Raw genomic sequence first — 25116 nt, 5'->3', positions numbered from 1 at the left:
GCCTGGCGGTTTGCGCCGGTCTGCGATGCCCGGAGTTGTCAGGCGTCGACCTTCTGCGCGGTGGCCCGGTCGAGCGTCGGGTAGTCGGTGTAGCCCTCGGCGCCGCCGGTGTACTCCAGTCCCTGGCCGCGCATCGGGTTCAGGGCCGCGCCCGTGCGCAGGCGTTCGACGAGGTCGGGGTTGGCGAGGAACGCCCGGCCGAGCGAGACGAGGTCGGCGCCGGCGTCGATGAGCTTGCGGGCCTTGGACAGTCCGCCGTCCTCGGGGATCGGCAGGTCGCGCCCGAGCACCGGGTTCGCGATGAGCGCGCCCGTCCACCGGCGCCGGATCGCGGCGAAGATCGGCAGGTCCGGATCGGCGTAGGCGACGTGCACATAGGCGAGGCCGAGCGGGGCGATCGCCCCCAGCAGCGCCGGGTACAGCACCTCGGTGTCGGACTCGGTGATGCCGTTGACGGTGTTGCCCGGTGAGATCCGGATGCCCACGCGCTCGGCGCCGACGGCGTCGGCGACGGCCCGCAGGACTTCGAGCACGAACCTGATCCGGTTCGGGACGCTCCCGCCGTACTCGTCGGTGCGGCGGTTGGTCCCGTCGGCGAGGAACTGGTGCAGCAGATAGCCGTTGGCCGCGTGGACCTCGACGCCGTCGAAGCCCGCGCGGACGCCGTTGCGCGCGGCGGCGGCGAAATCGGCCGCGGTGGCGCGGATCTCCTCGGCGGTCATCTCGCGCGGCACCGGCGCCTCCCGGCGACCGCTGGGGGTGTGGATGCCCCCGGGCAGGGCGATCGGCGAGGGCGCGACCGGGTCCAGGCCGCTGTTGTCGCGGTGGCTGACGCGGCCGCCGTGCTCGATCTGCATGACGATCCGCCCGCCGGCCGCGTGCACGGCCCCGGCGATCGCGCGCCAGCCCTCGACCTGCGTCGCGGTGTAGATCCCGGCGACGTTCGGCGTGGTGACGCCGACCCGGCTGGGGATCGCGGCCTCGGTGATGACGAGGCCCGCGCTCGCGCGCTGCGCGTAGTACTCGGCCATGAGCGGCGGCGGGGTGCCGTCGTCCTCGGCGCGGTTGCGCGTCATGGGGGCCATGACCAGGCGGTTGGGGAGCGCCAGGGCCCCGAGGCGGGTCGGCGCGAAGAGGCTGTCGGCCTCGCGTGAGTGCGTCATGGGCGTACCGTAGAACTTCACATCAATGTCAGGTTCAAGGGAATGTGAGGCAGGCCATGCGGATCGGTGAGCTGGCCCGGCGCACGGGCGTGAGCGAGCGGTCCCTGCGCTACTACGAGCAGCAGGGCCTCCTGGACGCCGAGCGCACGCCCGGCGGCCACCGGGAGTTCGGCGAGGCGGCGGTGGACCGGGTGGTGCGCATCCAGGTCCTGTTCGCGGCCGGGCTCAACTCGGCGACGATCCACGACGTGCTGCCGTGTATGAGCGACCACGACGGCGGCCCGAACGAGCGCACGACCCACACCCTCGCCCGGGAGCTCAGGGCCGAGCGCGAGCGCATCGACCGGCAGATAGCGGACCTGCTGCGCACCAGGGAGATCCTGGACGAGGTGATAGAGACCGCGGACGTCGGGACCGAAGCGCGGCGCTGACGCACCCGGCCCGCCGAGCCCGATCCAGAGCGTGAGACGTCGCGAGCGTGCTCGCGCGGCTCCGATTACGCTCTCGTCATCGAAGACTTGGCGAACTGGCAGACCGACCTCATCGGGCTGCTCGCGGCACTGCTCATCTCGGTCGTCACCGCCCCCGCGGGCGTCTCGGGAGCGGTGTTCCTGCTGCCGGTGCAGCTCAGCGTCCTGCACGTGCCCAACCCCGCGGTGACGCCGACGAACCTGATGTACAACGTCATCGCCGGCCCGGGGGCGCTGCTGCGCTACCGCCGCCAGGGCACGCTCCGGTCCCCGCTGGCGACCGTGCTCATCCTCGGCACCTGCCCCGGCGTGATCGCCGGTGCCATCACGCGTGTGTACTTCGTCGCCGACCCCGACCTGTTCCGCCTCTGCGCGGCCGCGATCCTCCTGCCCCTGGGCCTCTGGCTGCTCCTGCCGCGACGCGTGCGCACGAGACCGGCCCGCGACCTGCGGCGGCGCACGGTGTTCGCACTGGCGGTCGGCGCGGGCTTCGTCGGCGGGATCTACGGCATCGGCGGCGGCTCGCTCCTCGGCCCGATCCTGGTCGGCGCGGGACTGTCGGTGGTGCTCGTGGCGCCGGCGACCCTGCTGTCGACCTTCGTGACCTCGATCGTCGGGTGCCTGACGTACGCGGTGCTCAGCCTGAACGCGCCGGGCCCGGTCGCGCCGGACTGGTCGCTCGGGATCGCCTGCGGCATAGGCGGACTCATCGGCGGCTACATCGGGGCCGCGATCCAGCCCCGCCTGCCCGAGCGATTGCTGCGCAAGCTCCTCGGCGCCCTGGCCGCGGGCCTCGCCTGCCTGTACGTCACCCAGAGCCTCACCTGAGAGGTCCGCGCTAGCGGCCGAGGCGGGCGTCTAGGTGCTCGCGCAGGAGGTCGGCGTGGCCCAGGTGGCGGCCGTACTCCTCGATCATGCCGACCACCGCCTCGCGCAGCGAGACCGCCCCATCGCTGTGCTCGTCCTCGGCCAGGAGGTCGAGTCCGGGGGCCTCGGCGAGGAAGCGCGTCGCGAACTCGACCTCGGCCCTCCATGCGGCCCAGGCCTCCTCGACGAGCCGCGGATCGGCGGCGGCGCCGGCGAAGTCGCCGTCGGGGTCGGCGGGGGAGCAGAACAGCCAGGGCGCGTCCTGCCCGGCCATGAAGACCCGGAAGGTCCCGCGCTCGATCTCGGCGAGGTGGCGCACGAGGCCGAGGAGCGACATGGTCGAGGGCTGGAGGGCGCGGCGCGCCATGGCGCTCGCGTCGAGGCCCTCGCACTTCACCGCGAAGGCGCGGCGCTGGCGGCGAAGGGATTCGGTGAGGACGGCGCGTTCGTCGCCCGGCCCCGGTCCGGGCTCGCGCGGGCCCTCGCCGGACGGATCGCCGTCGGCGGTGGACATGTCGGCGCTGCGACTCGGTGCCATGCCTCCATCATCGGCGACGCGGCGCCCGCCCGCGGAGGAATTAAGCAGCGGCGCGCTCCTCGGCCGCCGGGCTACATTGACGCGCATGAGTGAAGCCGCTCCCCTCGCCTACGACGAGTTCGTGCGCACCGCCCGGGCCGATCCGGCGGTCGTCGGGCTCGTCCTCATCGGCTCGCACGCCCACGACGGCCTGGCCACCGAGCGCTCCGACCACGACCTGTGGGTCGTGCTCGCCGACGGCGCCTCCAGCCCGATCCAGGCCCTCCACGGGCACCGCACCGCACTGCTCGACCTGGTCGTGATCCCCCTGAGCGGGTTCAGGGCCGCGGGGATGCCCGGGTTCGAGCGCTACGCGCTGGCCCGCGGCCGCGTGGTCCTCGACCGCCTCGACGGCGAGATCGCCGCCATCGCCGCGGCCAAGCGGCGCCTCGGCGAACAGGAGGCCCGGGGCCTCGCCGCCGACCTCCTCGACACGTACGTGAACTCGCTCTACCGGTCGGTCAAGAACCACCGCGACGGCCGCCTGCTCGCGTCCCGGCTCGACGCGGCCGAGAGCGTCGGGCCCCTGCTCGAACTGCTCTTCGCCATGGACCGGCGCCCGCGCCCGTACAACAAGTACCTCGAATGGGAACTGGCACGGCACCCGCTCCCGGACTGGGACGCTCAGGCGTTGCTGGAGGCGGTCGGGGCGATCACCGCGACCGGCGACCTCGGGCGCCAGCGCCGCATGTTCGAGCAGGTCGAAGCGAAGGCCCGCGCTGCGGGCCACGGCCCGGTGCTCGACGCCTGGGGCGCCGACCTCGCGCTGCTCCGCCGCTCCTAGCCGCGCACGGCGAATTCGGTTGTGCCCGTGGGCCCGCACCGGTTGAATGGCGTCCATGGATCCCGCGCTGATCGCCGAACGGCTCGGACTGGGGCGACCGCTGCGACCGGTGGAGACGCTCAAAGTCGATGAACTGCAACCGGTCTGGAAGGTCGAGACCGAATCGGGCCACTGGGTCGTGAAGACCATCCGGCCCGCGGGCGACTTCTGGTACGGCGTCGCCGCCCAGGCCGGGGCCTTCGAGGCCGCGGCCTGGCGGGCGGGCATCGACATGCCCGAGCCGTACCTCCCCGAGACCGACGCGGTCGGCCTGTGGGTCCAGGTGGACGAGCTCCTCTACGCCAAGGCCGCGAGGTTGCTCGAAGGCGCGCACGCCGTGCCGCCGCTCGAAGGGCCGCTCGCCGAATGGGCGGGCGGCACCGTCGCCGCCTTGGAGCGGCTCGGGATCGAGGCCGACCCGGCCGTCGACACGTACGAGACGCTGCAACTCCAGTCCGACTGGGACCTCTGGCTCGGCGAGGGAAGGGAACTGGGCGTCCTCGACGCCGCCCAGGCCCGCGCCCTCAAGGACGCCGCGGTGCGGATCGCCGAGATCGTGCGGCCCGCGCTGGAGTCGAAGCCGACCGACCTGGTCATGCACCGCGACTTCAGCTACCTGAACATCCTGGTCACCCCGGAGGGGCCGCGGCTGCTGGACTTCGACAGCGCCGGAGCGAAGGTGCCGTGGTGGGAACTGGTCGCGGTCGCCTTCGAGCTCGCCGGCCCCGACCTGGGCGTCATGCGGCCCGAGCGGCGCACCGTCGAGGCCTGCCTGGCCGGGTACGCCGCCGCCGGAGGGCGGCTCGGCGCGGCCGACGAGTCGGCCTTCACCGGGATGCTCCTCGGCCGGCTGTCGTCCACGGCCTGGGAGCTGTGGATCTCCTGCGGGCACCGGGGCGTCAACGCCGCGACGCAGGCGAAGTACGCCCCGATCGTGCGCGAATCCGTCGTCGCCCTGACCGAACTGCTCGACGCCGCGCCGACCTGGGCGACCTGGCTCAAGGCCTGAGACGCCCGCCTGGGCCGCGACGACGCGAGCGGCCGCCTCGGCTCATTCGCCGGAGCGCAGGGCCTCCACGAACGCGCCGAAGCCGTCCGCGACGGTGCGCGGCTCGCGGTCCTCGTCGATGTACGCCACGGTCGGCTCGCCGTCGGCGTTGCGCTTGGTGTAGTCGAGCATCACGGTGTCGTGCCCGCCCGAGGGGCATTCGGCGACGACCACGCCGATGCGCGGGTAGTCCCATTCCTCGATCAGGTACCGGCTGCCCCCGTCGGGCGAGTCGATGCCGTTGTCCCCGCCGATGCCCAGGATCGCGCGCACCGCGAAGTGGTCGTCCGCCCATGAGGTCGCGAACGGCGTCGGGAACGTCTCCCGCGCGAGCGAACCGCCGTTCCGAAGCCGCAGCACCCGCAGGTAGGCGGCCGGGAGCGTCACCCCCAGCTCCCGTTCGGCGCTCGCGACCATGGCGTCGCTGAGCGCGGGGCCGGTGTAGTAGGTCTCCTCGTTGAAGAGTCCGTCGAGACTGCCTGCCACCTGAGATTCCTCCTGTGTATCCGAGGCCGCGTCGCGCCGCCGGCGCGTCAGTTCGAGAACCCTCCGGTGTGCCCGGTCTTCGAGTGCACCCCGGTCTCGATGAGCTGCATGAGGCCCTTGGTCTGATGATGGTGCCAGGTGTACCCCGCGGGGGTCGAGCTGAGTCCCGCGGCCTGGTTCGCGGCGGTGAAGTCCTTGCCGCGGTTGCCGGTGAGGGTGATCGTGACGTCGGCGACGGTCGGGTGCCGCCACTGCGAGAAGTCGGGGTAGCCGTTGCTGTCGAAGGGCACGTTGGTCTTGGGGTGGGTGCCGCCCGCCAAGTGACTGTTGCGCGGCTTCTTTGCGGCGGCCGCTTTCTTCGCCGCCTTCTTGGCGGCTTTCTTGGCCGCGGCCTTCTTGGCCGCGGCTTTTTTCGCGGCGGCCTTCTTCGAGGGCCGGGCCGTCGGGCCTTGGGCGCGGGCGGCCTGCGCGCGCATCGCGGCGCCGGTCGGCGGCGACGGCGGGTTGCTCTTGCGCGAGCGGCTCGGCCCGCCGCCGGAGCCGGACGGGGTGCGTTTGGTCGCGTGCAGCCCGGTGTAGCCGAAGAGCGCGCCCAGCATGATCGCGGTCGTGAGGACGGCCGCCAGTCGTCGTCGCATCGCGGGCCCCTAGACGTCGAGGAGGGCGCGGAGGGACTGGAGGGAGGTGACCAGGCCCATGAGCCAGCCGAAGATCCGGCCGACCCACTTGACCACCGCGGCGGCCATCTGGGCGGCGACCACCGGCGCGGCCACGCCCAGGGTGAAGACCACCTCGGCGAGCCACACGACCACCTTCGCGATGCAGTCGGCGATGAAGCCGCGCACGAACTCGCGCACCATCGTCACCAGGTTGCCCGCGCCGCGCACCGCCTCGCCCATGCCGAGCGCGGTGCCGCCGAAGGCGCCCAGGAGGTCGACGTTCACCTCGGCCATCTCGTGGTAGGCCTCGGCCGCGTCGTCGTTCCAGTCGCCGAGCTCGGAGTCGATGGCGCCTTGGAGCTCCTCGCCGATCGCGAAGAGCTCGTCGGCGATGTTGTCCCAGGTCATCGCCACGGTCTCGATGGTCTCCGGGTCGCCTGCGAGCCAGTCGAGCGCCTCCTTCAACGGCTGGACCTGCTCCATCGCCCACTCGATGCCCATCGCCAGCAGGTTGCTGAACGGGTCGATGGCGGTCGAGGCGATGTTGATGGCGCCGCCGAGCCCGGCGATGGAGGCGTCGATCCAGCTGCCTTCGGCGACGGCGTCGCGGATGCCGGTGTAGTCCTCGTAGAAACCGAAGCCGGTACCGCCGTCGCGGTAGCCCGACTGGCCCTGCTGGATCTGGTCGGAGGTGGCGATCAAGTCGTTCAAGGCGGCTCACTCCAGGGGTGTCAGAGTTCGGATTCGAGCTGGGCGAATTCGTCGGAGGCCTCGGCGTCGGCGGCCTCGTAGTCGGCGGCGCAGTCGCCGAGGGCCTCGGCGAGGAGTTCGAGGTTCTCCGCCAGCGCCTCCATGCCCGCGTCCTGGTCCTGGTGCCGCGACTCCATGATCGGCGGGAGCATCTGGCACAGCTGCCCGTACGCGTCGTCGGACATCGCGATGTGGGAGCTGGCCGCGCGGATGGCCGCGAAGCGGTCTTGCAGGGCGCGAAGGTGGTTGGCGTGGTCGCGCAGTTCCTCGGGGTCGACGGATCGGTCGCTCATCTACCGGTCCTCCTCCTTGACGGCGAATCCGGCGAGGAGGGCTCGGCCGGTGGCCGTGTCGGTGCCGACGGTGTCGCGGACGACCTCGGCGGCGGCTTCGGCGAGTTTCGCCTTGGCGTTCCGGTAGGCCTGGACCATCGCATTGGCGGTGTACTCGGGCGGCTGCCTGGTGATGCGGGGGTCGGCCTTGACGTGCAGGAGGTTGCCGCCGTGGTCGATCGTGGCCTCGATGATGCGGTTGTCGTCGAAGGCGGTGACGCGCAGTTCCTGGAGCCCGCGGCTCGCGGCCTGGGTCTCCTCGGCTCGCTGCTCGGCCTTGGCCTTCCACGCTTCGAGGCGCTCCCTGGCGCCCTCCACGTCCATGAGCGGGTCGTCCATCGATGCTCCGTTCCGAAGGCCGGCAGGGGGACTGCCGGATGGTCGACGGGTTCATCTTCGGACTATAGGCGAGCGGGGCACGTCGTGGGAGCCTGAACTGGTAGGCATGGGACGCAAGGGAACCAGAGGATACGGGTGGGACGGGATTTTCTGACTTTGCGCCCCGGAGTGATCACTGTGCGGTGACCGCCGAGGCGATCAGTCGGTCAACGGTCCTTTGAGGACGGACAGGGCGGTGGCGCGCTCGCCGGTCCAGGTGAACACCGGGTCGTCCGCGCTCCGCCTGCCCCGCAAGAGCAGCAGCAGGTCCTCGGCTATGCCGGCGAGCTGGGCGACCGGGTCGCCGGGCCCGAACACCCACCAGTCGCCGGTGTCGATCGCGTCGAGCCGGATGCACGCGTCCGGCGGCCAGGCCTTGCCGCGCCCGATCTGCCTGGGCGCCAGCACTTCGAAGACCTCGGAGATCCCCGCGCCCGCCAGCTCCGGGTCGAGCGGCGCGGCGGTTCCGGTGGCGCGCTCGGCGTCCCAGCGGCGCAGCATCATCGACACCGCGCACGCCCGCTGCCAGTGGCCCACGTTCGGCGGCGTGTAGTAGCCCCAGGCGGGCGAGGTCGCGTCCGTGTCGAGGGCCATGAGCAGCACCTCGCCGGTGCCGTCGACCCACCGGATCAGCTCGCCGCGGTCCTCGGGGACCACCGGCGGGGTGCCGTCGGGCGGTTCGCTGCGGCCGTCCCAGTCGGAGACCGCGGCGGCGGCGAACAGGTTGGACGCACCGACCTGGGCCGCGAGCTCGGCCAGGTCGTCGGCGTCCTCGCCGTGCTCGATGGGCGTGTCCAGGTCGCCGCCCGCGAGGCAGGCGGCGAACGCATCAAGCTCGCGCCGGAAATGGCGCAAATACGACGCAGCATCCATGCACCCCAGCCTATCCGCGCCCGATTTCCGACTCCCTCCCCAGGTCGGGACCTACATCGGTACCGAAAACCGTTTCGGTCGCAGCGCGGTTGCAGAGGCCGCCGGTGCCCGAAGGCACTGGGGCGCAACGAAGCACGACGCGCTCCCTCGGATCGCCCGAGCCCGGACGCGAACCGCACGGGCATCGAGCCCGCAACGTCCGCTGCGCATCGGATGCCCACCGAGGCTCCGCACACCGGAACCTCGAACACCGACACACCGGACATCGAACCGAGAACAGTCGAAAACGAACCCGACGCAGAGGTCACGCCCGCGATTCGCGGCGGTGCCGGGCGGCTCGATCGTGTAGAACGTGCGTATGAGTCTTCCTTTCGCTGCCGTCGACCCCGCGATGATCACCGTCCACGGCACCCACAGGCTCGCGGTGCGCCGCCTCGGCGAAGGCGGCGTCCCGCTGCTGCTGATCCACGGCTTCCCGTGCACGAGCCGGATCTGGTCGCGCAACCTCGCGCCGCTCGCCGAGGCCGGCTTCGACGTCGTCGCCCCCGACCTGCGCGGCTACGGCGACTCCGACTTCGCGCCCGACGGCTTCTACGACTTCAACGCCTTCAACACCGACCTCACCGGCCTGTTCGACGTCCTCGGTTGGGAACGCGCGGTCGTCGCCGCCCACGACCTCGGCGCCATGATCGCCATCGACATGGCCAACCGCCACGGCGACCGCGTCGACCGCCTGGTGATCCTGGACGACTCGATGCCCGACCTGGGCGAGGATTTCACCGCCGCCGGCATCCCGCCGGGCAGGCCCAAGCCCGCCGTCTACGACTACCAGCGCCGCCAAGGCCGCCACGCCGACGAGCTTGTGGCCGAACTGGACACACCCGAGCGCCGGCGCCGCTATGTCGCCGAGTTCTACGGCCACCGCATGTGGTGCCCGCCGGACGCCTTCGACGAGACCGACCTCGCCTACCTGACCGAGCCGTACGGCGACGCCGCCCGGCTGCGCGCCTCCTTCGCCGACTACGAGGTGGTCATGGGCACCAGGGAACTCTCGGCCCCGGAGATGATCGACCGGCCCGTCCCGCACCGCACGCTCGTCCTCATCGGCGAGGACCAGGTCACGGTCGGCGACCACATCGAGGAGAAGTGCGCGCTCGCCTTCCCCGAGGCGGTCGGGCCGTTCTGGGTCAAGGGCGCGGGGCACTTCATGCCCTGGGAGCGCCCCGAGACGGTCAACCGGGCGATCAAGTCCTTCTGCGGCGATCTTCTGTAACCGCAACGGCCCCGACCAACTCGAACGGACCCACCGGACACCGCGAAAATAGCCGAACATATTCCTTGACGAGAATATTCTCTCCGAGGAATACTTGATCGCATGGACGCGATTCTGACCGCGCTGGCGGACCCGACCCGCTGGCGGCTCGTGGCACTGCTGGCCGAGCGACCCCGCTCGGTCGGCGTCTTGGCGCGGCTCGCCGAGGCGCGCCAACCGCAGACGACCAAGCACCTCCAGGCGCTCGAACGCGCCGGGATCGTCACCTCCCAACGCAGCGGCCAGCGCCGCGTCTACGCGCTGCGTTCCGAACCGCTGCGGGCGCTGGCGGCCGAACTGGGCCGCTTCGCCGACGCGGCGACCGGCCCGGACTCGACTTTCGACCGGTACGGACTCAGCCTCGACGCGGAGCGGTTCGCCGCCACGGAGACGCACTGGGCCGATGGCCGCACCTTCACCTTCACCCGCGAACTGGCGGCCGAGCCGGAACAGGTCTGGCGGCACCTGACGGAGACGGCGCTGCTCGCCGAATGGTGGACGCCCGACGACCTCCGGGTCGGCGATATGGAGTTCGAGCCGGAGCCGGGCGGCCGGATCGTGCAGGAGTACCGCGACGTCGAGGACACCGACGGGTCCGGTGTGGTGGTCGGCCGGGCCGAAGGCACGGTCGACGAAGTGGTCCCCTTCGAGCGCTTGACCTACCGGCTCTCGCCGCTGCTACCGGACGGCGGCATCGCCTTCACCTCGAATGTCGAGTACACGGTCCGGTCCACCGGCGAGGGCACCGGTCTGGACGTCCGCTACCGGATCACCGACAGCACGGTCGATTCCGCGGACTTCATCGCGGGCATCGAGATCGGCTTCGGCCAGAGCCTCGACAAGCTCGCAACGATCCTCGGAGCAGAAGCAGGCGAGGCGAAAACCCGAACGCGAACAAGGAGTTCGAAATGAACACGCTGAACGGTGGCCGCAGGGTCATCGCCAACATGAACCTCTCCATCGACGGCCGCTACGCCGATCCCGAGAACCCCGTGGACATGAGCTGGGTGCAGCCGTACGCCGTAACGGATGTCGCACGGGACCACATGACGAGCCTGTGGGAGAACGCGACGACGGCACTGCTCGGCCGGACCAACGCGGAGGGCTTCCTCGGCTTCTGGCCGACCGTGATCGGCGCCGAAGGCGTCGATCCCAGGGACGAGGGATTCGCGAAGTGGCTGGTGGACACGGAGAAGGTGGTGCTCTCCTCCACGCTTGCGGCAGCGCCGTGGGAACGAACGACGGTCTTCGACAGGCCGACCGCTGAGGTGGCGGTCGAGCTGAAAGCCGCAGATGGAGGAGACATCCTGGTCCCGAGCAGCGCAAGCATCATCAAGGCGCTTTTGGCGGAGGACTTGGTCGACCGCCTGGGAATGATGATCTTCCCGGTGACGCTGGGAGGCGGCCCCCGCCTCTTCGAAGACGGCCTACCGGCAGGCCAATGGACCCTCACGAGCCAAGCCGCAGGGGAGAAAGGAGAACTGGCCATGTTCTACGACCGAGTCCGCTGAACCCGGGGCCAGGCCTCTGCGACAGTGGCCCGAGCAGGCCCGAGCCAGAGTAGGTGCGGCCTTCCGCAGGGTATTCGGCACCAGAAGCAAACTAGACGCCGCTACTCGCTTGTCTCGCGAAGGAAGTCCCGCCGCCGCCTCGTGGTGAGGGTGTCGGGGTGGTCGGGCCCGAGGACACGGGTGCGATCGGTGAGGAGGGCTTCGAAGGCGGTGAGGGCGCCAGTCGTGTCGCCGGTTTCCCCGCGCCAGTATGCGATGTTGTGGCGGGTGGTGAGAGTGTGTCGGGGTGGTCGGGCCCGAAGACACGGGTGCAGTCGGTGAGGAGGGCTTCGAAGGCGGTGAGGGCGCCAGTCGTGTCGGCGGGTGGTGAGAGTGTCGGGGTGGTCGGGCCCGAGGACTCGGGTGCGATCGGTGAGGAGGGCTTCAAGGGCGGTGAGGGCCCCGGCCGCGTCGTCGGTTTCCGCGCGCCAGTGAGCGATGTTGCCTCGGGTGGCGAGGGTGTGGGGGTGGTCGGGGCCAAGAACACGAATGAAGTCGGGGAGAAGGGCTTCGAGCGCAGTGAGGGCACCGGCTGCGTCCCCGGCCTCCCCGCGCCAGTATGCGATGTTGTTGCGGATGGTGAGCGTATCGGGGTGGTCGGGGCCAAGATCACGAATGAAGTCGGGGAGAAGGGCTTCGAGCGCAGTGAGGGCACCGGCTGCGTCCCCGGCCTCCCCGTGCCAGGCTGCGATGTTGTTGCGGGTGGCAAGTGTGTTGGAGTGGTCGGGGCCAAAAACACGGATCTGATCGGTGAGAAGAGCTTCGAATTCGGCGAAGGCCGCGATCAGATGACCCGTTTCCGCGCGCAAGGAGGCGATGTTACTGCGAGTGATGAGAGTCTCGTCATGATCGGGGCCGAGGATGCGAATGAAGTCGGGGAGAAGGGCTTCGAGCGCAGTGAGGGCACCGGCTGCGTTCCCGGCATTTCGGCGCCAGATTGCAATGTTGTGATTGGCCGACAGGGTGTGGGGGTGGTCCGGGCCGAAAGCCGTTTGGCAATCAGCGTATAGCTTCTGAAAGTACTCGCCAGCTTTGGCAACCTGGCCCTCTTCTCCAAGGCTTCGTCCCGCTTCGAACAGCACAGGGTGCGCCCTGGTTTCAAATAGAGAGGCACGTTCGCGCAGACTTGTCGTGTTGGCCCTCAGACTTGCCTCGTATATCGGGCTACTCGCCACCGGAGGCCAAATTTCCTTGAGCGCATCCGCTGCCGATACCGCGTGCACCTTCGATTCGACTGGCGTCAGTCGCTCGCGAACTGCGCGTTGGACGAGACCGTGGACTCGCACGGTTGACCCATCGAAGTCGATCAAGTTCAAGCGAAACAGCCTGGACAAGACCTTTTCCACAGCGGCCGACTCAATCGGCGCACGAGTCTGCTTGTCGGCAGGCGCAAGTTCGTCACCATCCAGCGATCGTTGCTTTGGTTCCGCCGACAGCGCTTCTTGGTGCGCTGCGGAGAGCAGTGTTCGCAGCGCTTCGCTGGTGAACACACCTACCGGGATGCCTGCCGCATCAAGCAGGCTCGCTGTTGCCATGATCGAACCGGCGACACCCACCGGCTCTTCCCCATCGGCCAGCGCGATTGAAATCGACCAACATGCTGCGACTCCGAACGGGTAACCGTCTGGCAGCCGTTCAGGTTGCAGCTCTCGCAGTTTGACGGTATTACCCTCAACCATCGCGGAGTAGGACTCGCACGTCGAGCCGGGTTGGTCACGGATGTACGCTGCCGCCTGGGCAAGTGCCAAGGGCAGGTGTTCCAACGCATTCGCGAGCCGGTCTGCGCCTTGGAAGGCGGGGCTGTGAGCGCCTAGGCGCTGGCGGAGGTAGCTGCGGGCTTGGTCTTCGGTGAACTTCCCCAAGTCGATGCGCTGGCGACCCTCACCGTCAAGTGCGGAGTCACGGCGACGGGTGGTGACGATCGTGCGTCCGTGAGGAGCGGCCGGCGGCCAGAGACCGATCAAATGGTCCGGGTCGGTGAGGTCGTCGAGCACCACGAGCCAGCGTGGGCCGCTTGGGCGATTGAGCCAAGACAGGAATGCCTCGGCTGATGCGACCGCATCGTGCGGATCAGCGCCGCAGGTCTGCCTTGCAGCGGAGGTGAAGGCCGAGATGATGGATGCCCTGTCAGATGCCGAGACCCAGACCAGCAGGTCGATGTTGCCGTCGTGCAAGTTCTGTTGTGCGTATGCTGCCGCCGTCTGGGTCTTGCCGACGCCACCCATACCGACCATGACCTGGCAGAGCACCGCAGTCTCCCCGGCTTCGAGTGTCCTGGCCAGGATCTCGTCGCTCTCGCGCGTTTGGCGCTCCGCGGCGAGACTGGGAACATGGCCGACCGAGAGCGGCCCACTCCTGAAGTCGTGCAACCGTGTCGGTTCCGCTTCGGCTTGGTGTAGATGTACCTCGGAGTTGTCGGCTTGGATGACGGTCTTGACCGGATCTGCGAAGTTGTTCACGAAACTGGCGTTGCCGTTCGCAGCTAGGTTCTCGGGCGCGGGCGGTGCTTCAGGTTCGGGCTGCGGTTCGGTCAAGGGGAGTCCTTCTCGCTGAACGGGCCTGCAACCCACCATATCGGTCCGAGGCCCTCATCGCCGTCCCCCGTTTCGGCATTGTCGTGGACCGCCCGCAAACGATGCAGGTCTAGCCGCCGATGCCTCAGCTTGGCTTCGGTCCTGGGGTCACCTCGCCGCAGTGAGCGGGAATCGAACGCCCGTCAACTCCTCCGACACGTCCCACAGTCGCTTCGCCAGCTCCGGGTCCTTTGCTTCCTGCTTGGGCTGCACAACCACCGGTGCGCCTTTCCTTTCACCCCTTCCGTCCGGGCCGATGTACTGGCCGCCCTCCGCTCGCGGGTCGGTCGCCGCGTACAGCTGTGGCAGGGCGCCTGCCGCCGCCGGTTGGCTCGTCAGCGGGACCACCAGGCGAGTGATCAGTCTGGCCGGCGCGTTCATGCTCTGCGCCAGCTCCGTCGCCGCCAGGCCCGGGTGCGCGATGAGGCTTCGGATCGGACTGCCCGCTGCCCGCAGCCGTCGGTCGAGCTCGATCCCGAACAGGAGGTTCGCCAGCTTCGACTGCGCGTAGTACTTCAGCGGGCCGTAGCGGCGCTCGCCCGTGAGGTCGTCGAAGTGGATGCTCCCGTGGTGATGCGCCAGGGACGACACGGTGACGACCCTCGGGTCGCGTCCTTCCCCGATGCGGTCGAGCAGCAGGCCCGTCAGCGCGAAATGCCCGAGGTGGTTCGTGGCGAACTGCGACTCGTGGCCCTGCTTGGTCAGCGCGCGCGGAGGGGTCATGATCCCGGCGTTGTTGACCAGGGCGTCCAGGGGGCCGCCGAAGCCGTCCGCGAAGTCCCGCACCGAGTCGAGGTCGGACAGGTCGAGCCGCCGGACTTCCAGGTCCGCACCCGGAACGGTCTCGTTGATCGCCCTCGCGGCCGCACGGCCCTTCGGCTCGCTGCGCACCGCGAGGATGATGTGCGCGCCGCGCCGGGCCAGCGCGCGGGCGGTTTCCAGCCCGAGGCCGCTGTTGGCGCCGGTGACCAGGACGGTGCGTCCGGCCTGGTCGGGGATATCGTCGGTGGTCCATCGAGTGCTCATGGCCGCTCCTCGCCGAGATTAAAATGAATCCATCTTCATCTTAATTATGAATCTTAGTTCATGTTCTGGCTAGGGCGGGCCGAATATGATGCCAGGGGAGGGTGAACACATGCCGAACGAGCGACCGCTGCGCGCTGACGCCGCACGCAACCGCGCCAAGATCCTGGAGGCCGCGAACCGGCAGATCATCGCGTTCGGGCCCGAGGTCCCGATGGAGTCCATCGCCGAGGACGCCGGGGTCGCGGTCGGCACCCTCTACCGGCATTTCCCCACCAAGGCCGATCTGGTCCGCGCGATCGTCGATTCGCACCTGGAGGAGATGGCGGCCGAGGCCGAGGCCGCCGCCGACCGGATCGGGGGCGGCACGAGCGCGGTCGCCGAGTTCATCACCTTCTGGCACATGATCATGGAGTCCGCGGCGAGCAACAAGGCCGTGAAGGCCGCCGCGCGGGAACTGGGCGCTTCGGTGGACGAGACCGAGCATCTGCGCCGCGGCCAGGTCGCCATGGAACGGCTCATCGAGGCGGGGAAGGCCGAAGGCGGCCTGCGCCCGGACCTCGCGGTGGAGGACTGCTTCATCTTCTTCGCCACCGTGCCGCTCGACGAGCCGGTGGCCGTGCGCGAACGCTGGTTCACACTCGTGATCGACGGATTCCGAAGCGGTGCGTTGCGCGAGGCGTGAGCCCTGGCGCGCAAAGGTTTCGGCTGGCACAATGCCTCGCATGGCCCTCCTGCGAAAGGCCAATGCCGCGTAGGCGGCCGGGGGCGCTTCGCGCCCGACATCGAGGCACCGTTCTCCGCGGAGGGCTTCCGCCGGAATGGATTCACGGACCCTCGGCCAGGACCTCGTACGCGACCCGTCCTTGCCTCGCTCAGGACTCCGATCGTCGATGGCCGCGTATCGAGCGGGAGCGGTGATGCGGCCGCTGCTGTTCCTCGACATCGACGGCACCCTGATCCCGTTCGGCCGAACGGCGCAGGCCGATGCCGCCTCCGACTCCTACCTGGCGCGACTCGACCCGCGGACCGGCCGTCGGCTCGCGGCGCTGCCGTGCGAACTGGTCTGGGCCACGACCTGGGAGGACGCGGCCAACACTGAGGCGGCTCCTCGGATCGGCCTGCCGCCGTTGCCGGTGGTGCACTGGCCGGAGCCCTCGGTCGAGAGCGAACTCGAAGACCGGTGGTTCGGCCTGCATTGGAAGGCCCGAACCCTTGTGGCTTGGGCGGCGGGGCGTTCGTTCGTCTGGGTCGACGACGAGATCACCGCCGCCGACCGGGAATGGGTGGCCGCGAACCATCCCGGCCGCGCCCTCCTCCACCGGGTCGACGCCGCTCAGGGCCTCACCGCCGCCGACTTCGAAGCCCTCGAAGCGTGGCTTTCGGGGACCTGAGCCGCGTGGCCTGACGGGAGTAGGGTCGTGAGGCCTCTGAACTCACACTCGAATGGAAACCATGTCCACCGCGTCTTCCCGCCGGACCGAAGGGCCCTGGGCCGCACTCGGCGTCTTCGTCCTTCTCGCCTTCCTCTTCTCGGGGGTGATCGGAAGGCTGCAATCGGCGGTCGGGATCGACGCCGAACTGCTGGTCCTCGCGCAGTTCGGCCCGGCCCTCGGCGCCCTGGTGACGTGGCTGATCTTCCGCAAGCGCCTCAAAGCCCTGCTGCCCCAGTCGGTCTCCCGGAAGCAGTTGACGGCGCACACCGTGCTGATGGTCGCGGCGGTCGTCGTGTTCGCGGCCGTCATCCTCACCCTCGCGATCGCCACCGGCCAGGACATCGCCGGCATCTCGGCCGTCGCCGGTGCGCCTTTCGTCGTGTACCTGGCGCTTCAACTGATCGGCGCGACCGGTGAGGAGATCGGCTGGCGCGGCCTCATGCAGCCGCTGCTCGAGACCAGGACGGGCCGCCTCGCAGCCGCGAGCGTCACCGGCGTCTTCTGGGCCTCGTGGCACGTCCAGGTCTTCACCGCCGGATTCGCGGTGGTGGCCGCGTTCTTCATCGCGACCATCGCGTTCGCGATCCTCCTGGGTTACATGGGCAACGGCTCGTTCTGGCAGCGCGTGCTGACCGCCTCGATCGGGCACTGGCTCATCAACGTCGCGATGCACAGTGTCGCCGGCGAACGCGTCAACGAGTCGCCGCAGGTGTACTTCACCGCCATCGCCGCCACGGTGACGACCGCGCTGTTCATGCTGATGTTCGCCCGAGCCCAAGCCGCCCGGCGTCGCAAGCGGGAGCGCGAGTCCGCGGAAGCTCGGTAGCGGCCACGGAAATCGCGGTCGGTATGACCGGGAACGCGCTGCCCAGTGCCCGGCCGCCAACGCGATGGCGTCGCGGCCGGTCGTGACCTACTGTGGCCTGATGAGCCCGACCGGCCTCGCCACCTCCCGTATGCTGCTGCGCCGCATACGATCGGCCGACGTTGATCTGCTGACGGCGCTGAACGACGATCCGGGCGTGATGCGGCACATCGACCGGGCCCCGCCCTCCCGGGCGGCGGTGGCCGCCGAGATCGACGCATTGTTGGCCGCGCGCGAGCGGCACCCCGGCCACGGCCGGTTCATCGCCGAAGACCACGACGGGGTCTTCCTCGGCTGGTTCGGCCTGATCGTCCTCGCAGACGGGCCGGCCGCGCCGTCCCTGGGCTACCGGCTGCGCCCCGCGCACTGGGGCCGCGGCCTGGCCACCGAGGGCGGGCGGGCCCTGGTCGACCACGCGTTCACGCACCTGGCCGCCGAGCGGGTCACCGCCGAGACCATGGCCGTCAACGCCGCCTCCCGCCGGGTGCTGGATAAATGCGGCTTGCACTACGTGCGCACGTTCCACGAGCACTTCGACGACCCGCTGCCGGGCACCGAGCACGGCGAGGTCTGGTACGAGATCACCCGTGACCAATGGCGGCACGCCGGCGGCACCTCGAATCCCCACGCTTGCTGAATCAGACCGGTCGGTCAGTCGTCGCGGTTCCAGAGGCGTTGCAGCCCAGTGCGGTACGTCGCCAACGTGAACAGGACCGTGCCCGGGAGGTACAGCCACAGTCCCGGGCCGAGTTCGCCCAGCTTCTGGTCGCCCGCGGCCTCGGTGGTGAAGAGGAGCACCACCGCCACGCCCGACCACAGGACCACCGTCGTGGTCTTCGCGACCCGCACCACGGCGCGGCTTCCGATCAGGAACCACTGCTGGTAGCCGACGCCGACGGCGACCACGATGCCCGCCAACAGGATCAAGAACACGATCTCCATCGTCACGGCGAAACCCCGTGCGTCCCCGGCCTCGTCGAGCGAGCCGAGGATCGCGAAACCGGCGGTGCCCAGTCGAAGCGCCGGGACGCGATCCTCTTCGGAGCCCGCGTACATCGGCACCAGACTTCCCACGATCAGCAGCGTCGACGTGAGCAGCACCAGCGCCCGCACCGCCAGCGTCTCGAGTTCGAGGACCCGCTCTTCGAGTGCGCGCAGCTCCCGCCGCACGCGTGCGCGCTCGTCCCCGACCATGATCGCCTCCCCTGCGAAGGCCGCGGTCCGCTCCGTCCGGTCGTGGCACCGGATTCACCCGAGCGGCGGCCCTTGCCGACCCATCGTAGAAGCGCCCCGCCCGGTTCCCTGTTCGGGAACGGAAAGGGCGGGCCTCGAACGAGGCCCGCCCTGTGTCGAACGCCGGTCACCCGGGATTCGCACTGCCCGAGGCGAGCGTGTAGGTCTCCCCGGAGTCGGCCACCAGTGCGAGGTCCCCGATGAACTGGGCGAACTCGATCTCGGCGTCGATGCCCGCCGTGAGCGCGACCTCCACGATCGCTTCGAGGTCGATCTGGACCGCCTCGGCCGACGTGAGCGTGACGATGCCCGACTCCGTCCGCGCCTCGTCCGCGGCGTAGGCGAACTCGGCATGGTAGGACCTCGGTCGAGGACGCGGCCTCGCCTGCTCGGTCGCCCGGTGCTCCCCGTCGTCCAAATTGAGTTTGCCGGGCCGGCTCCTTCGCACCGCGCCCTGCTCCTGCGCGGCCGCGTCGCTCGGGGCCAACGGGTCCGAAGCGAAGCGAAAACCCCTGGGGGAAAAACCGAGAAGGTTGAACGCCCCGAGCTCGGAGGACTCGACGCTGTGCCCGCCTCTTGGAAGTTCGAGGTCGGTCTCGATGAGCACCGCGGCGCTCGCGTAGAGGTCGTGGACGGGGATGTCGGTGCCGTCCGAGGCGACCAGCGCCAGACCGCGGAATGCGAGTTCGAGCGAGAGGAGCCGGCAGGCGTCGGTCGCGAGCCCGGGGTCCACCGGGAGTTCGGGATCGAGCGGAAGCTGGTCCGGCGCGGTGTGCGCGACGGCGGGCGCGACGAGGAACGCCGAACCGACCGCGGCCGTCGCGGCGGTGATGGCGGATCTGCGGCTCAGGTTGCGGTCGAAGTGCATGAGTGGTGGACCCTTTCACGGTCGGCGGCATCGGCGGGCCTTCGCCCAGTGCGGATCCTATGCAGACTCGTGAAAGTTGTACTGAATTTTCCGATACGCGCCCTTTTCGGCCGCGCCCTATCTGAACATGCGCTATTTGACCAGGCGCAGGCCGGACATGCCGCCGTCCACTGCCAGGCTCGTTCCGGTGAGGGCCTTGTTGCCCGGGTCCGCCAGGTAGACGATCGCGGCCGCGACCTCCTCGGCGCTCACCAGGCGTCCGGTCGGCTGGCGGGCCTCAAGGCGGGCGCGCTCATCCACCGGGTCCTCTGCCTGGTCGAGCAGCCGCTGCACCCACGGGGTGTCGGCCGTGCCGGGGGCCACGCAGTTGACGCGGATGCCCTCGGCCACATGGTCGGCGGCCATCGCCATGGTCAGCGAGTGCACCGCGCCCTTCGAGGCGGAGTACAGGGCGCGCTTGACGAGTCCGGCCGTGGCGGCGATCGAGGAGGTGTTCACGATCGCGGCGTGGTCCGATTCGCGCAGGTGCGGCAGGCAGGCGCGCGCCAGGCGCACCATGCCGAGCAGGTTCACGTCCAGGACGCGGAACCACTGCTTGTCGGAGTTCTCCTCGACCGAGCCGATCGCGCCGATCCCGGCGTTGTTCACCAGCACGTCGATGCGGCCGAAGTGCTCGGCGACGGCCGCGACCGCGCTGCGCACGCGGTGGTCGTCGGACACGTCGCACTCGTGGGACCAGTGCTGCGCGTTGGCGTTGAGGTCGAGGACGGCCACGTTCGCGCCGCGCGCGGCGAAGGCGTCCGCCGCCGCCGCGCCGATCCCCGAGGCGCCGCCCGAGATCACCACCGTGAGGCCTTCGAAAGCACCGCTCATGAGTCATTCCTCCATTCAGGACCGTCCGGATGGGTGTAACGCTCCAGGCTCTCGCGCTTCATCTCGGCCGAGAAGCCCGGCTCGGCGGGCGCGAGGTACCTGCCGCCCTTGACGATCGCGGGGTCGAGGAAGTGCTCGTGGAGGTGGTCGACGTACTCGATCACCCGGTCCTCCATCGAGGTGCTCACGGAGGTGTAGTCGAACATGGACAGATGCCGGACGAGTTCGCACAGGCCCACCCCGCCCGCGTGCGGGCAGACCGGCACGTCGAACTTCTTGGCCAGCAGCAGGATCGCGAGGTTCTCGTTCACCCCGGCGACGCGGGCGGCGTCGATCTGGAGGAAGTCGATCGCTCCGGCCTGGAGCAACTGCTTGAACATGACGCGGTTGTGCACGTGCTCGCCCGTGGCGACCTTGATGGGGGACAGGCGCTTGCGGATCTCGGCGTGGCCGAGGATGTCGTCCGGGCTCGTCGGCTCCTCGATCCACCACGGATCGAACTCGGCGAGCGCGGTCATCCACCGCTCGGCCTCGTCCACGTCCCAGCGCTGGTTGGCGTCCACCGCGATGCGCACGTCCGGCCCGACTGCCGCGCGGGCGGCGGCGAAGCGGCGGCGGTCGTCCTCCAGGTCGGCCCCGACCTTGAGTTTGATCTGGGTGTAGCCCTCGGCGACGGCCTCGCGCGCGAGGCGCACGACCTTCGCGTCGTCGTAGCCCAGCCAGCCCGGCGAGGTCGTGTACGCCGGGTATCCGGCGCGCTCGACCTCGGCGACCCGCTCGGCCCTGCCCGGTTCGGCCGCGCGCAGGATCGCAAGGGCCTCTTCGGGAGTGAGCGCGTCGGAGAGATAACGCCAGTCCACGCATTCGACGATCTCCTCCGGGGTGAGGCCCGAGAGGTACTTCCACAGCGGCAGATCGGCGAGGCGGGCGACGAGGTCCCAGGCGGCGTTGACCAGTGCCGCGGCTGCCAGGTGCATGACGCCCTTCTCCGGGCCGAGCCAGCGGATCTGGGAGTCGTGCGTCAAGGCCCGGTACAGCTCGGCGAGATCGCTCGGGCCCGCGATGGACCTGCCGACCACATGGGACCCGAGGGCTTCGATGGCGGCGCAGCAGATGTCGTTGCCGCGGCCGATGGTGAAGGTGAACCCGTGGCCCTCGTGGCCGCCTTCGGCGCGGAGCACGACGTAGGCGGCCGAGTAGTCGGGGTCGGGGTTCATCGCGTCGGAGCCGTCGAGGCTCTGCGAGGTGGGGAAGCGGACGTCGAGGACGTCCACCGAGGCGATCCTCACGCCTGCACCGTCGGGTTCGCGGTGCTGCCGAGCCCCTCGATGCCGACCTCGACCACGTCCCCTGCCTTGAGGTAGGGGAAGCGGCCCGAGAGCGCGACGCCCTCGGGGGTGCCGGTGAGCAGCAGGTCGCCCGGGTCGAACGCCATGAACTGGGACATGTGGTGGATGATGCGGGCGACCGAGAAGATCATGTCGCCGGAGCTGGAGTCCTGGCGGGCCTCACCGTTCACTTTGGACCACATGCGGAGGTTCTGGACGTCCTCGATCTCGTCGGGGGTGACCAGCCAGGGGCCGAGCGGCGTGAACGTCGGGCAGGCCTTGCCCTTCGAGAACTGGCCGCCGGAGCGCTCGATCTGGAACTCCCGCTCTGAGACGTCGTTGGCGACCACGAAGCCGGCGATGCACTCCAGCGCCGCCTCCTCGGACTCCAGATAGGACGCGCGCTTGGCGAAGACCACGCCGAGCTCGACCTCCCAGTCGGTGCGGGTCGAGCCGCGGGGGATCTCCACGTCGTCGTTCGGTCCCACGATCGTGTTGGGGTGCTTGTAGAACACCACCGGCTCGGCCGGCGGCTCCGCGCCGGACTCGGCGCAGTGCGCGGCGTAGTTCATGCCGATGCACACGACGGCGCCGGGCCTGGCGATCGGCGGGGCGACGCGCTCGCCCTCGACGTCGATCTCGGGAAACCCTGCGACTGTGGCGATCCCGCCGCCGCGGCCCAGGCTGTGCTCGGCGAAGAAGGTCCCGTCGATGTCGCCGATCGGGCCGGAGAGGTCGTAGTACTTGCCCTCGTGGAGCGCCACGGGGGTCTCGTAGCCGGGCCGGCCGATGCGCAGGTACTTCATAGCTCTCCTAGCTGGTAGGTGCGGGCGGCGGTGCCGCCGAACACGTCGGGGTCGGGGCGGCCGAGGACCTCGGTGAGGGCGTCCTTGACCCGCGAGTAGGTGGCGGCCAGTTCGCATACGGGCCAGTCGGATCCGAACATGAGGCGGTCGGGGCCGAACAGTTCGAGGGCGGCCTGCACGAACGGGCGCAGGTCGGCCGGGGTCCACCGCTGCCAGTCGGCCTCGGTGACCAGGCCGGAGAGCTTCGCGGTCACGTTGGGGTGCTTGGCGAGCGGCGCGATGGCCTCCCACCAGGTGCGCAGGCCGTCCGACCCGTCGCGGATCTGCGGCTTGCCGAGGTGGTCGACCACGAAGACGAGGCCGGGGACGGCCGCGGCGGCGTGGGCGGCGGCCGGGAGCTGGTCGACGCGGACCACCAGGTCGAAGGTCGGGACGACGGTCGAGGCGACGCGGAGCGCCTCGATCACGTCGGGCCGGGCGAGGAAGTCGGCCTCCGGCCGGAACTGGACCTGGTCGCGCAGGCCCACGAGGTAGCGCGAGCGCGGGTGGCTCGTGTAGCGCGCCAAGGTGTTGCGAAGCTGCGGGTCGAGGAGGTCGATGTAGCCGACGACCCCGGCGACCTCGTCCACGGCGCCCGCGAGGTGCAGGAACTCGACGGTCTCGGAGGGGTGGTTCCAGCCGGACTCGACCAGGACGGTGCGGTCGACCCCGGCGGCCCTGAGGTTGTCGCGCAGGTCGGCCACGCCGTAGTCGCGCTTGATCGGCGCGAACTCCGGTTTCGAAGCGAGCCAGGGGTAGTCGGCGGTCCAGACGTGGTGGTGGGCGTCTATGACGAGTTCGCTGCTCATGCGGGTACGGGTGCCTCCTCGGCCAGGAGCCCGGCCCGCTTGAGTTCTTGCCACAGCGTGCCGGGAATCGGGTGGGCGTACATCGCGAGGGCGTCGTCGACCTCATCCGGGTTGCGGGCGCCGACCAGGATCGACGCGACGGCGGGGTGGGCGGCGGCGAACTGGAGCGCGGCGGCGCGCAGTGGCGTGCCGTGGCGGTCGCAGATCGCCGCTATCGCCCGGGCGCGTGTGAGGAGCCCGCGGTCGGCCTGAGCATAGTTGAAGCGGGCGCCGGGGCTTGGGTCGGCGAGGATGCCTGAGTTGAACACCCCCGCGGCGATCACCGAGACGCCGCGTTCGAGGCACAGCGGGTAGAGCCGGTCGAGGGCCGACTGGTCGAGCAGCGTGTAGCGCCCGGCGATGAGGGCCACGTCGAAGTCGGCGCGCGAGAGCAGGTCGGCGGCGGCGTCGGTGGAGTTCATGCCGATGCCGATCGCGCCGATGCTCCCGGCGGCCTTGAGCTCGGTCAGGGCCCGGTGGGTGCCGGCGAGGGCGGCGTCGCGGTGGTCGTCGGCGTCGTGGACGAGGCCGATGTCGATCCGGTCGACGCCGAGCCGTTCGAGGCTCTCGAGGTGGGAGGCGAACGCGGCCCGGTAGGAGAAGTCGAAGACGGCGGCCTTGCCGTTGGGCTCGGCCCAGAGGTCCCAGGGGCCTTCGTGGTCGACCAGGACGCGGCCCATCTTGGTGGACACGGCGAACGCGGCCCGGTCGCGGTCGGCGAGCGCGTCGCCGAGCCGCTCCTCGGAGCGCCCGGCGCCGTAGTGGGGCGCGGTGTCGAAGTGGCGCACGCCCCCGGCCCAGGCGGCGTCGACGGTGGCGGTGGCGACGGCCGGGTCGACCGGCTCGTACAGGCCCGCGAGGGGCGCGCAGCCGAGGCCGACCGCGGTGACGGACACGCCGGTGCCGCCGAGGGCGCGGAGCGGGAGGGGGGACGCGGCGGTCACGACGCGCCGCCGAAGGCGACCGCGGAGCGCTTGGCCTGAGGCTCGAGGCCGCGGCCCGGCGCGCACGCCCGGGGGCGCCGCACCGCCGCGTCGGCCCCGGAGAACGCACAGGCGGATGCTCGCCTTGAGCGGCGTCGGTCTGCGGCCACGAGGGTCTCCAATGCGAACATATGGGGCGATTCACGAGGCGCTCGGCGTGCAGCCGATCCATCGCGACACTATCCTATAGGATATTGCGCATGGCAGCGACATCGACGAGCGCGGGCAGGCGCACGCTCGCGGACTCGGCGTACACCGAGCTGAAGTCCCGGATCATGCGCTCCGAACTCGTCCCGGGCGCGAAACTGAGCATCGACGGCCTCGCGAAGCAGCTCGCCTTCTCGCAGACCCCGATCCGGGAGGCCTTGGCGCGCCTGGAGTCCGAGGGCCTGCTCGCCCGGCGCCCGCTCAGCGGGTACACCGTCGAGCCGCTGCTGTCGGCCGCCGAGTTCGCCGACCTCTTCGAGATCCGGATGATGCTCGAACCCCTCGCCGCCCGCCGCGCGGCCGAGCGCGGCCCCGACGCCCCGCCGGAGCCGGCCCTCGGGAACGGCGACGAGCGCGCCGACCTGCTCGGCGCCGCCCGCACGCCCGACCCCTCCGCCGACAAGCTCCTGTTCACCGAGGCCGACCGGCGCTTCCACAACACCGTCGCCGACCTCAGCGGCAGCGCGCAGCTGGCGAAGTCGATCCGCCGGCTGGACGCGCACCTGCACCTCCACCGCGCCTACATCGGGCCCGAGGCGATCGGGGAGACCGAGGCGGAGCACCTGGCGATCGCAGCGGCTATCATTGCCGTGAAACCGCTTGCCGCCGAGGAGGCGATGCGCCTCCACCTCGAACGGTCCCGTGTCCGGCACCGCGAGGCCTTCGCGGCCGCGAGCGCTTCGGCGGCCCAGGCCGCCGAAGCGGCGAGACCGAGGCGCGCCAAGGCGGCGCGCTGACGCCGGGAC

Annotated in this window: 29 protein-coding genes; 12 read left to right on the top strand and 17 right to left on the bottom strand. The window is 70.3% G+C overall.

From position 1 onward, the window contains the following. Positions 1 to 38: 38 nt before the first annotated feature. A complete protein-coding gene (locus IF12_RS0120420; RefSeq protein ID WP_030161775.1) occupies positions 39 to 1163 on the bottom strand; it encodes an alkene reductase in 1125 nt (374 codons plus the stop codon). Positions 1164 to 1219: 56 nt separating this feature from the next. Between IF12_RS0120420 and IF12_RS0120415 the strand changes: the two genes are divergently transcribed. Then, positions 1220 to 1594: a MerR family transcriptional regulator gene (locus IF12_RS0120415; RefSeq protein WP_030161773.1), complete on the top strand. Its 375-nt coding sequence runs from the start codon at positions 1220 to 1222 to the stop codon at positions 1592 to 1594. A gap of 87 nt (positions 1595 to 1681) precedes the next feature. Continuing rightward, entirely contained in the window at positions 1682 to 2461 is a 780-nt protein-coding gene (locus tag IF12_RS0120410) for a sulfite exporter TauE/SafE family protein (protein ID WP_030161766.1), read from the top strand. A 10-nt stretch (positions 2462 to 2471) separates the two neighbouring features. Here the strand turns inward: IF12_RS0120410 and IF12_RS0120405 are convergent, their stop codons facing one another. Beyond that, positions 2472 to 3038: a DinB family protein gene (locus IF12_RS0120405; RefSeq protein ID WP_081913792.1), complete on the bottom strand. Its 567-nt coding sequence runs from the start codon at positions 3036 to 3038 to the stop codon at positions 2472 to 2474. 85 nt (positions 3039 to 3123) lie between these two features. Here IF12_RS0120405 and IF12_RS0120400 point away from each other — a divergent pair, with 85 nt between their 5' ends. Together IF12_RS0120400 and IF12_RS23400 are read left to right on the top strand one after the other, a co-directional pair. Next, positions 3124 to 3861 (top strand): hypothetical protein, encoded by a 738-nt coding sequence (locus IF12_RS0120400; RefSeq protein ID WP_030161761.1) that lies wholly within the window; start codon positions 3124 to 3126, stop codon positions 3859 to 3861. 55 nt (positions 3862 to 3916) lie between these two features. Beyond that, a complete protein-coding gene (locus tag IF12_RS23400) occupies positions 3917 to 4909 on the top strand; it encodes a phosphotransferase (RefSeq protein WP_035749785.1) in 993 nt (330 codons plus the stop codon). A gap of 42 nt (positions 4910 to 4951) precedes the next feature. Here the strand turns inward: IF12_RS23400 and IF12_RS0120390 are convergent, their stop codons facing one another. The 6 genes from IF12_RS0120390 to IF12_RS0120365 form a co-directional block, all read right to left on the bottom strand. Further along, on the bottom strand, positions 4952 to 5434 hold the full coding sequence (locus IF12_RS0120390) for an SMI1/KNR4 family protein (protein WP_030161758.1): 483 nt from the start codon (positions 5432 to 5434) through the stop codon (positions 4952 to 4954). 47 nt (positions 5435 to 5481) lie between these two features. Next, complete coding sequence (locus IF12_RS25875) at positions 5482 to 6072, bottom strand: HNH endonuclease (protein WP_035749782.1); 591 nt, start codon at positions 6070 to 6072, stop codon at positions 5482 to 5484. Between the two features lie 9 nt (positions 6073 to 6081). Continuing rightward, positions 6082 to 6804 (bottom strand): WXG100 family type VII secretion target, encoded by a 723-nt coding sequence (locus IF12_RS0120380; protein WP_051704670.1) that lies wholly within the window; start codon positions 6802 to 6804, stop codon positions 6082 to 6084. Between the two features lie 20 nt (positions 6805 to 6824). Further along, positions 6825 to 7136, bottom strand: a complete 312-nt coding sequence (locus IF12_RS0120375; protein ID WP_030161755.1) for a type VII secretion target — start codon at positions 7134 to 7136, stop codon at positions 6825 to 6827. Then, positions 7137 to 7514 (bottom strand): YbaB/EbfC family nucleoid-associated protein, encoded by a 378-nt coding sequence (locus IF12_RS0120370; RefSeq protein WP_030161754.1) that lies wholly within the window; start codon positions 7512 to 7514, stop codon positions 7137 to 7139. It lies immediately after the preceding gene. A gap of 198 nt (positions 7515 to 7712) precedes the next feature. Further along, the gene (locus IF12_RS0120365) at positions 7713 to 8426 is read right to left on the bottom strand and encodes a hypothetical protein (protein ID WP_030161753.1); all 714 of its coding nucleotides are present in this window, start codon (positions 8424 to 8426) and stop codon (positions 7713 to 7715) included. A 358-nt stretch (positions 8427 to 8784) separates the two neighbouring features. Here IF12_RS0120365 and IF12_RS0120360 point away from each other — a divergent pair, with 358 nt between their 5' ends. The 3 genes from IF12_RS0120360 to IF12_RS0120350 all read left to right on the top strand — a co-directional run bounded on the left by IF12_RS0120360 (position 8785) and on the right by IF12_RS0120350 (position 11249). Beyond that, the gene (locus IF12_RS0120360; protein ID WP_081913790.1) at positions 8785 to 9699 is read left to right on the top strand and encodes an alpha/beta fold hydrolase; all 915 of its coding nucleotides are present in this window, start codon (positions 8785 to 8787) and stop codon (positions 9697 to 9699) included. 102 nt (positions 9700 to 9801) lie between these two features. Next, positions 9802 to 10650 carry a metalloregulator ArsR/SmtB family transcription factor gene (locus IF12_RS0120355; RefSeq protein WP_030161751.1) on the top strand — a complete coding sequence of 283 codons (849 nt, stop codon included), beginning with the start codon at positions 9802 to 9804 and terminating at the stop codon, positions 10648 to 10650. Beyond that, entirely contained in the window at positions 10647 to 11249 is a 603-nt protein-coding gene (locus IF12_RS0120350; protein WP_030161749.1) for a dihydrofolate reductase family protein, read from the top strand. The genes IF12_RS0120355 and IF12_RS0120350 overlap by 4 nt, the downstream gene beginning before the upstream one ends. Positions 11250 to 11350: 101 nt before the next feature. Here the strand turns inward: IF12_RS0120350 and IF12_RS0120345 are convergent, their stop codons facing one another. Continuing rightward, complete coding sequence (locus IF12_RS0120345; protein WP_197034820.1) at positions 11351 to 13822, bottom strand: tetratricopeptide repeat protein; 2472 nt, start codon at positions 13820 to 13822, stop codon at positions 11351 to 11353. Between the two features lie 147 nt (positions 13823 to 13969). Then, positions 13970 to 14887: an oxidoreductase gene (locus IF12_RS0120340; protein WP_030161744.1), complete on the bottom strand. Its 918-nt coding sequence runs from the start codon at positions 14885 to 14887 to the stop codon at positions 13970 to 13972. A 109-nt stretch (positions 14888 to 14996) separates the two neighbouring features. Between IF12_RS0120340 and IF12_RS0120335 the strand changes: the two genes are divergently transcribed. From IF12_RS0120335 to IF12_RS0120320, 4 genes are all read left to right on the top strand, one after another. Continuing rightward, positions 14997 to 15569, top strand: a complete 573-nt coding sequence (locus IF12_RS0120335; RefSeq protein ID WP_030161742.1) for a TetR/AcrR family transcriptional regulator — start codon at positions 14997 to 14999, stop codon at positions 15567 to 15569. A gap of 208 nt (positions 15570 to 15777) precedes the next feature. Then, entirely contained in the window at positions 15778 to 16278 is a 501-nt protein-coding gene (locus tag IF12_RS0120330) for an HAD domain-containing protein (protein ID WP_197034819.1), read from the top strand. A gap of 61 nt (positions 16279 to 16339) precedes the next feature. Next, on the top strand, positions 16340 to 17146 hold the full coding sequence (locus IF12_RS24425; protein WP_051704666.1) for a CPBP family intramembrane glutamic endopeptidase: 807 nt from the start codon (positions 16340 to 16342) through the stop codon (positions 17144 to 17146). Between the two features lie 100 nt (positions 17147 to 17246). Continuing rightward, positions 17247 to 17822, top strand: coding sequence for a GNAT family N-acetyltransferase (locus IF12_RS0120320; protein WP_030161735.1), 576 nt, complete (start codon positions 17247 to 17249; stop codon positions 17820 to 17822). A 14-nt stretch (positions 17823 to 17836) separates the two neighbouring features. Here the strand turns inward: IF12_RS0120320 and IF12_RS0120315 are convergent, their stop codons facing one another. The 7 genes from IF12_RS0120315 to IF12_RS0120285 all read right to left on the bottom strand — a co-directional run bounded on the left by IF12_RS0120315 (position 17837) and on the right by IF12_RS0120285 (position 24124). After that, a complete protein-coding gene (locus IF12_RS0120315) occupies positions 17837 to 18379 on the bottom strand; it encodes a hypothetical protein (RefSeq protein ID WP_030161734.1) in 543 nt (180 codons plus the stop codon). 166 nt (positions 18380 to 18545) lie between these two features. Further along, complete coding sequence (locus tag IF12_RS0120310) at positions 18546 to 19286, bottom strand: hypothetical protein (protein WP_030161732.1); 741 nt, start codon at positions 19284 to 19286, stop codon at positions 18546 to 18548. 132 nt (positions 19287 to 19418) lie between these two features. Continuing rightward, positions 19419 to 20159 carry an SDR family NAD(P)-dependent oxidoreductase gene (locus tag IF12_RS0120305; RefSeq protein ID WP_030161730.1) on the bottom strand — a complete coding sequence of 247 codons (741 nt, stop codon included), beginning with the start codon at positions 20157 to 20159 and terminating at the stop codon, positions 19419 to 19421. Continuing rightward, positions 20156 to 21448: an enolase C-terminal domain-like protein gene (locus IF12_RS0120300; protein ID WP_030161728.1), complete on the bottom strand. Its 1293-nt coding sequence runs from the start codon at positions 21446 to 21448 to the stop codon at positions 20156 to 20158. Before IF12_RS0120300 ends, IF12_RS0120305 begins: the two co-directional genes overlap by 4 nt. Continuing rightward, positions 21445 to 22293, bottom strand: a complete 849-nt coding sequence (locus IF12_RS0120295; RefSeq protein WP_030161727.1) for a fumarylacetoacetate hydrolase family protein — start codon at positions 22291 to 22293, stop codon at positions 21445 to 21447. Before IF12_RS0120295 ends, IF12_RS0120300 begins: the two co-directional genes overlap by 4 nt. Next, complete coding sequence (locus IF12_RS0120290) at positions 22290 to 23141, bottom strand: amidohydrolase (protein WP_030161725.1); 852 nt, start codon at positions 23139 to 23141, stop codon at positions 22290 to 22292. Before IF12_RS0120290 ends, IF12_RS0120295 begins: the two co-directional genes overlap by 4 nt. Next, the gene (locus tag IF12_RS0120285) at positions 23138 to 24124 is read right to left on the bottom strand and encodes an aldo/keto reductase (protein ID WP_030161723.1); all 987 of its coding nucleotides are present in this window, start codon (positions 24122 to 24124) and stop codon (positions 23138 to 23140) included. Before IF12_RS0120285 ends, IF12_RS0120290 begins: the two co-directional genes overlap by 4 nt. A 239-nt stretch (positions 24125 to 24363) precedes the next feature. On the opposite strand from IF12_RS0120285, the gene IF12_RS0120280 reads away from it, so the two are divergent. Further along, a complete protein-coding gene (locus IF12_RS0120280; RefSeq protein WP_030161721.1) occupies positions 24364 to 25107 on the top strand; it encodes a GntR family transcriptional regulator in 744 nt (247 codons plus the stop codon). Positions 25108 to 25116 lie beyond the last annotated feature (9 nt).

This window comes from Glycomyces sp. NRRL B-16210 (genome assembly GCF_000719515.1).
In the GTDB taxonomy this organism is placed as follows: domain Bacteria; phylum Actinomycetota; class Actinomycetes; order Mycobacteriales; family Micromonosporaceae; genus Glycomyces.
The sequence above is the reverse complement of the archived record's forward strand: the minus strand, read 5'-3'. Positions and strand labels throughout refer to the sequence as shown.

What these genes read in the sequence shown, in the direction of transcription:
- IF12_RS0120415 (WP_030161773.1), top strand. Translation starts at nt 1,220, where the DNA reads ATGCGGATCGGTGAGCTGGCCCGGCGCACGGGCGTGAGCGAGCGGTCC.
- IF12_RS0120305 (WP_030161730.1), bottom strand. Translation starts at nt 20,159, where the DNA reads ATGAGCGGTGCTTTCGAAGGCCTCACGGTGGTGATCTCGGGCGGCGCC.
- IF12_RS0120310 (WP_030161732.1), bottom strand. Translation starts at nt 19,286, where the DNA reads ATGCACTTCGACCGCAACCTGAGCCGCAGATCCGCCATCACCGCCGCG.
- IF12_RS25875 (WP_035749782.1), bottom strand. Translation starts at nt 6,072, where the DNA reads ATGCGACGACGACTGGCGGCCGTCCTCACGACCGCGATCATGCTGGGC.
- IF12_RS0120315 (WP_030161734.1), bottom strand. Translation starts at nt 18,379, where the DNA reads ATGGTCGGGGACGAGCGCGCACGCGTGCGGCGGGAGCTGCGCGCACTC.
- IF12_RS24425 (WP_051704666.1), top strand. Translation starts at nt 16,340, where the DNA reads ATGTCCACCGCGTCTTCCCGCCGGACCGAAGGGCCCTGGGCCGCACTC.
- IF12_RS0120375 (WP_030161755.1), bottom strand. Translation starts at nt 7,136, where the DNA reads ATGAGCGACCGATCCGTCGACCCCGAGGAACTGCGCGACCACGCCAAC.
- IF12_RS0120420 (WP_030161775.1), bottom strand. Translation starts at nt 1,163, where the DNA reads ATGACGCACTCACGCGAGGCCGACAGCCTCTTCGCGCCGACCCGCCTC.
- IF12_RS0120365 (WP_030161753.1), bottom strand. Translation starts at nt 8,426, where the DNA reads ATGGATGCTGCGTCGTATTTGCGCCATTTCCGGCGCGAGCTTGATGCG.
- IF12_RS0120350 (WP_030161749.1), top strand. Translation starts at nt 10,647, where the DNA reads ATGAACACGCTGAACGGTGGCCGCAGGGTCATCGCCAACATGAACCTC.
- IF12_RS0120370 (WP_030161754.1), bottom strand. Translation starts at nt 7,514, where the DNA reads ATGGACGACCCGCTCATGGACGTGGAGGGCGCCAGGGAGCGCCTCGAA.
- IF12_RS0120335 (WP_030161742.1), top strand. Translation starts at nt 14,997, where the DNA reads ATGCCGAACGAGCGACCGCTGCGCGCTGACGCCGCACGCAACCGCGCC.
- IF12_RS0120340 (WP_030161744.1), bottom strand. Translation starts at nt 14,887, where the DNA reads ATGAGCACTCGATGGACCACCGACGATATCCCCGACCAGGCCGGACGC.
- IF12_RS0120290 (WP_030161725.1), bottom strand. Translation starts at nt 23,141, where the DNA reads ATGAGCAGCGAACTCGTCATAGACGCCCACCACCACGTCTGGACCGCC.
- IF12_RS0120295 (WP_030161727.1), bottom strand. Translation starts at nt 22,293, where the DNA reads ATGAAGTACCTGCGCATCGGCCGGCCCGGCTACGAGACCCCCGTGGCG.
- IF12_RS0120330 (WP_197034819.1), top strand. Translation starts at nt 15,778, where the DNA reads ATGGCCGCGTATCGAGCGGGAGCGGTGATGCGGCCGCTGCTGTTCCTC.
- IF12_RS0120320 (WP_030161735.1), top strand. Translation starts at nt 17,247, where the DNA reads ATGAGCCCGACCGGCCTCGCCACCTCCCGTATGCTGCTGCGCCGCATA.
- IF12_RS0120355 (WP_030161751.1), top strand. Translation starts at nt 9,802, where the DNA reads ATGGACGCGATTCTGACCGCGCTGGCGGACCCGACCCGCTGGCGGCTC.
- IF12_RS0120400 (WP_030161761.1), top strand. Translation starts at nt 3,124, where the DNA reads ATGAGTGAAGCCGCTCCCCTCGCCTACGACGAGTTCGTGCGCACCGCC.
- IF12_RS0120280 (WP_030161721.1), top strand. Translation starts at nt 24,364, where the DNA reads ATGGCAGCGACATCGACGAGCGCGGGCAGGCGCACGCTCGCGGACTCG.
- IF12_RS0120405 (WP_081913792.1), bottom strand. Translation starts at nt 3,038, where the DNA reads ATGGCACCGAGTCGCAGCGCCGACATGTCCACCGCCGACGGCGATCCG.
- IF12_RS23400 (WP_035749785.1), top strand. Translation starts at nt 3,917, where the DNA reads ATGGATCCCGCGCTGATCGCCGAACGGCTCGGACTGGGGCGACCGCTG.
- IF12_RS0120360 (WP_081913790.1), top strand. Translation starts at nt 8,785, where the DNA reads ATGAGTCTTCCTTTCGCTGCCGTCGACCCCGCGATGATCACCGTCCAC.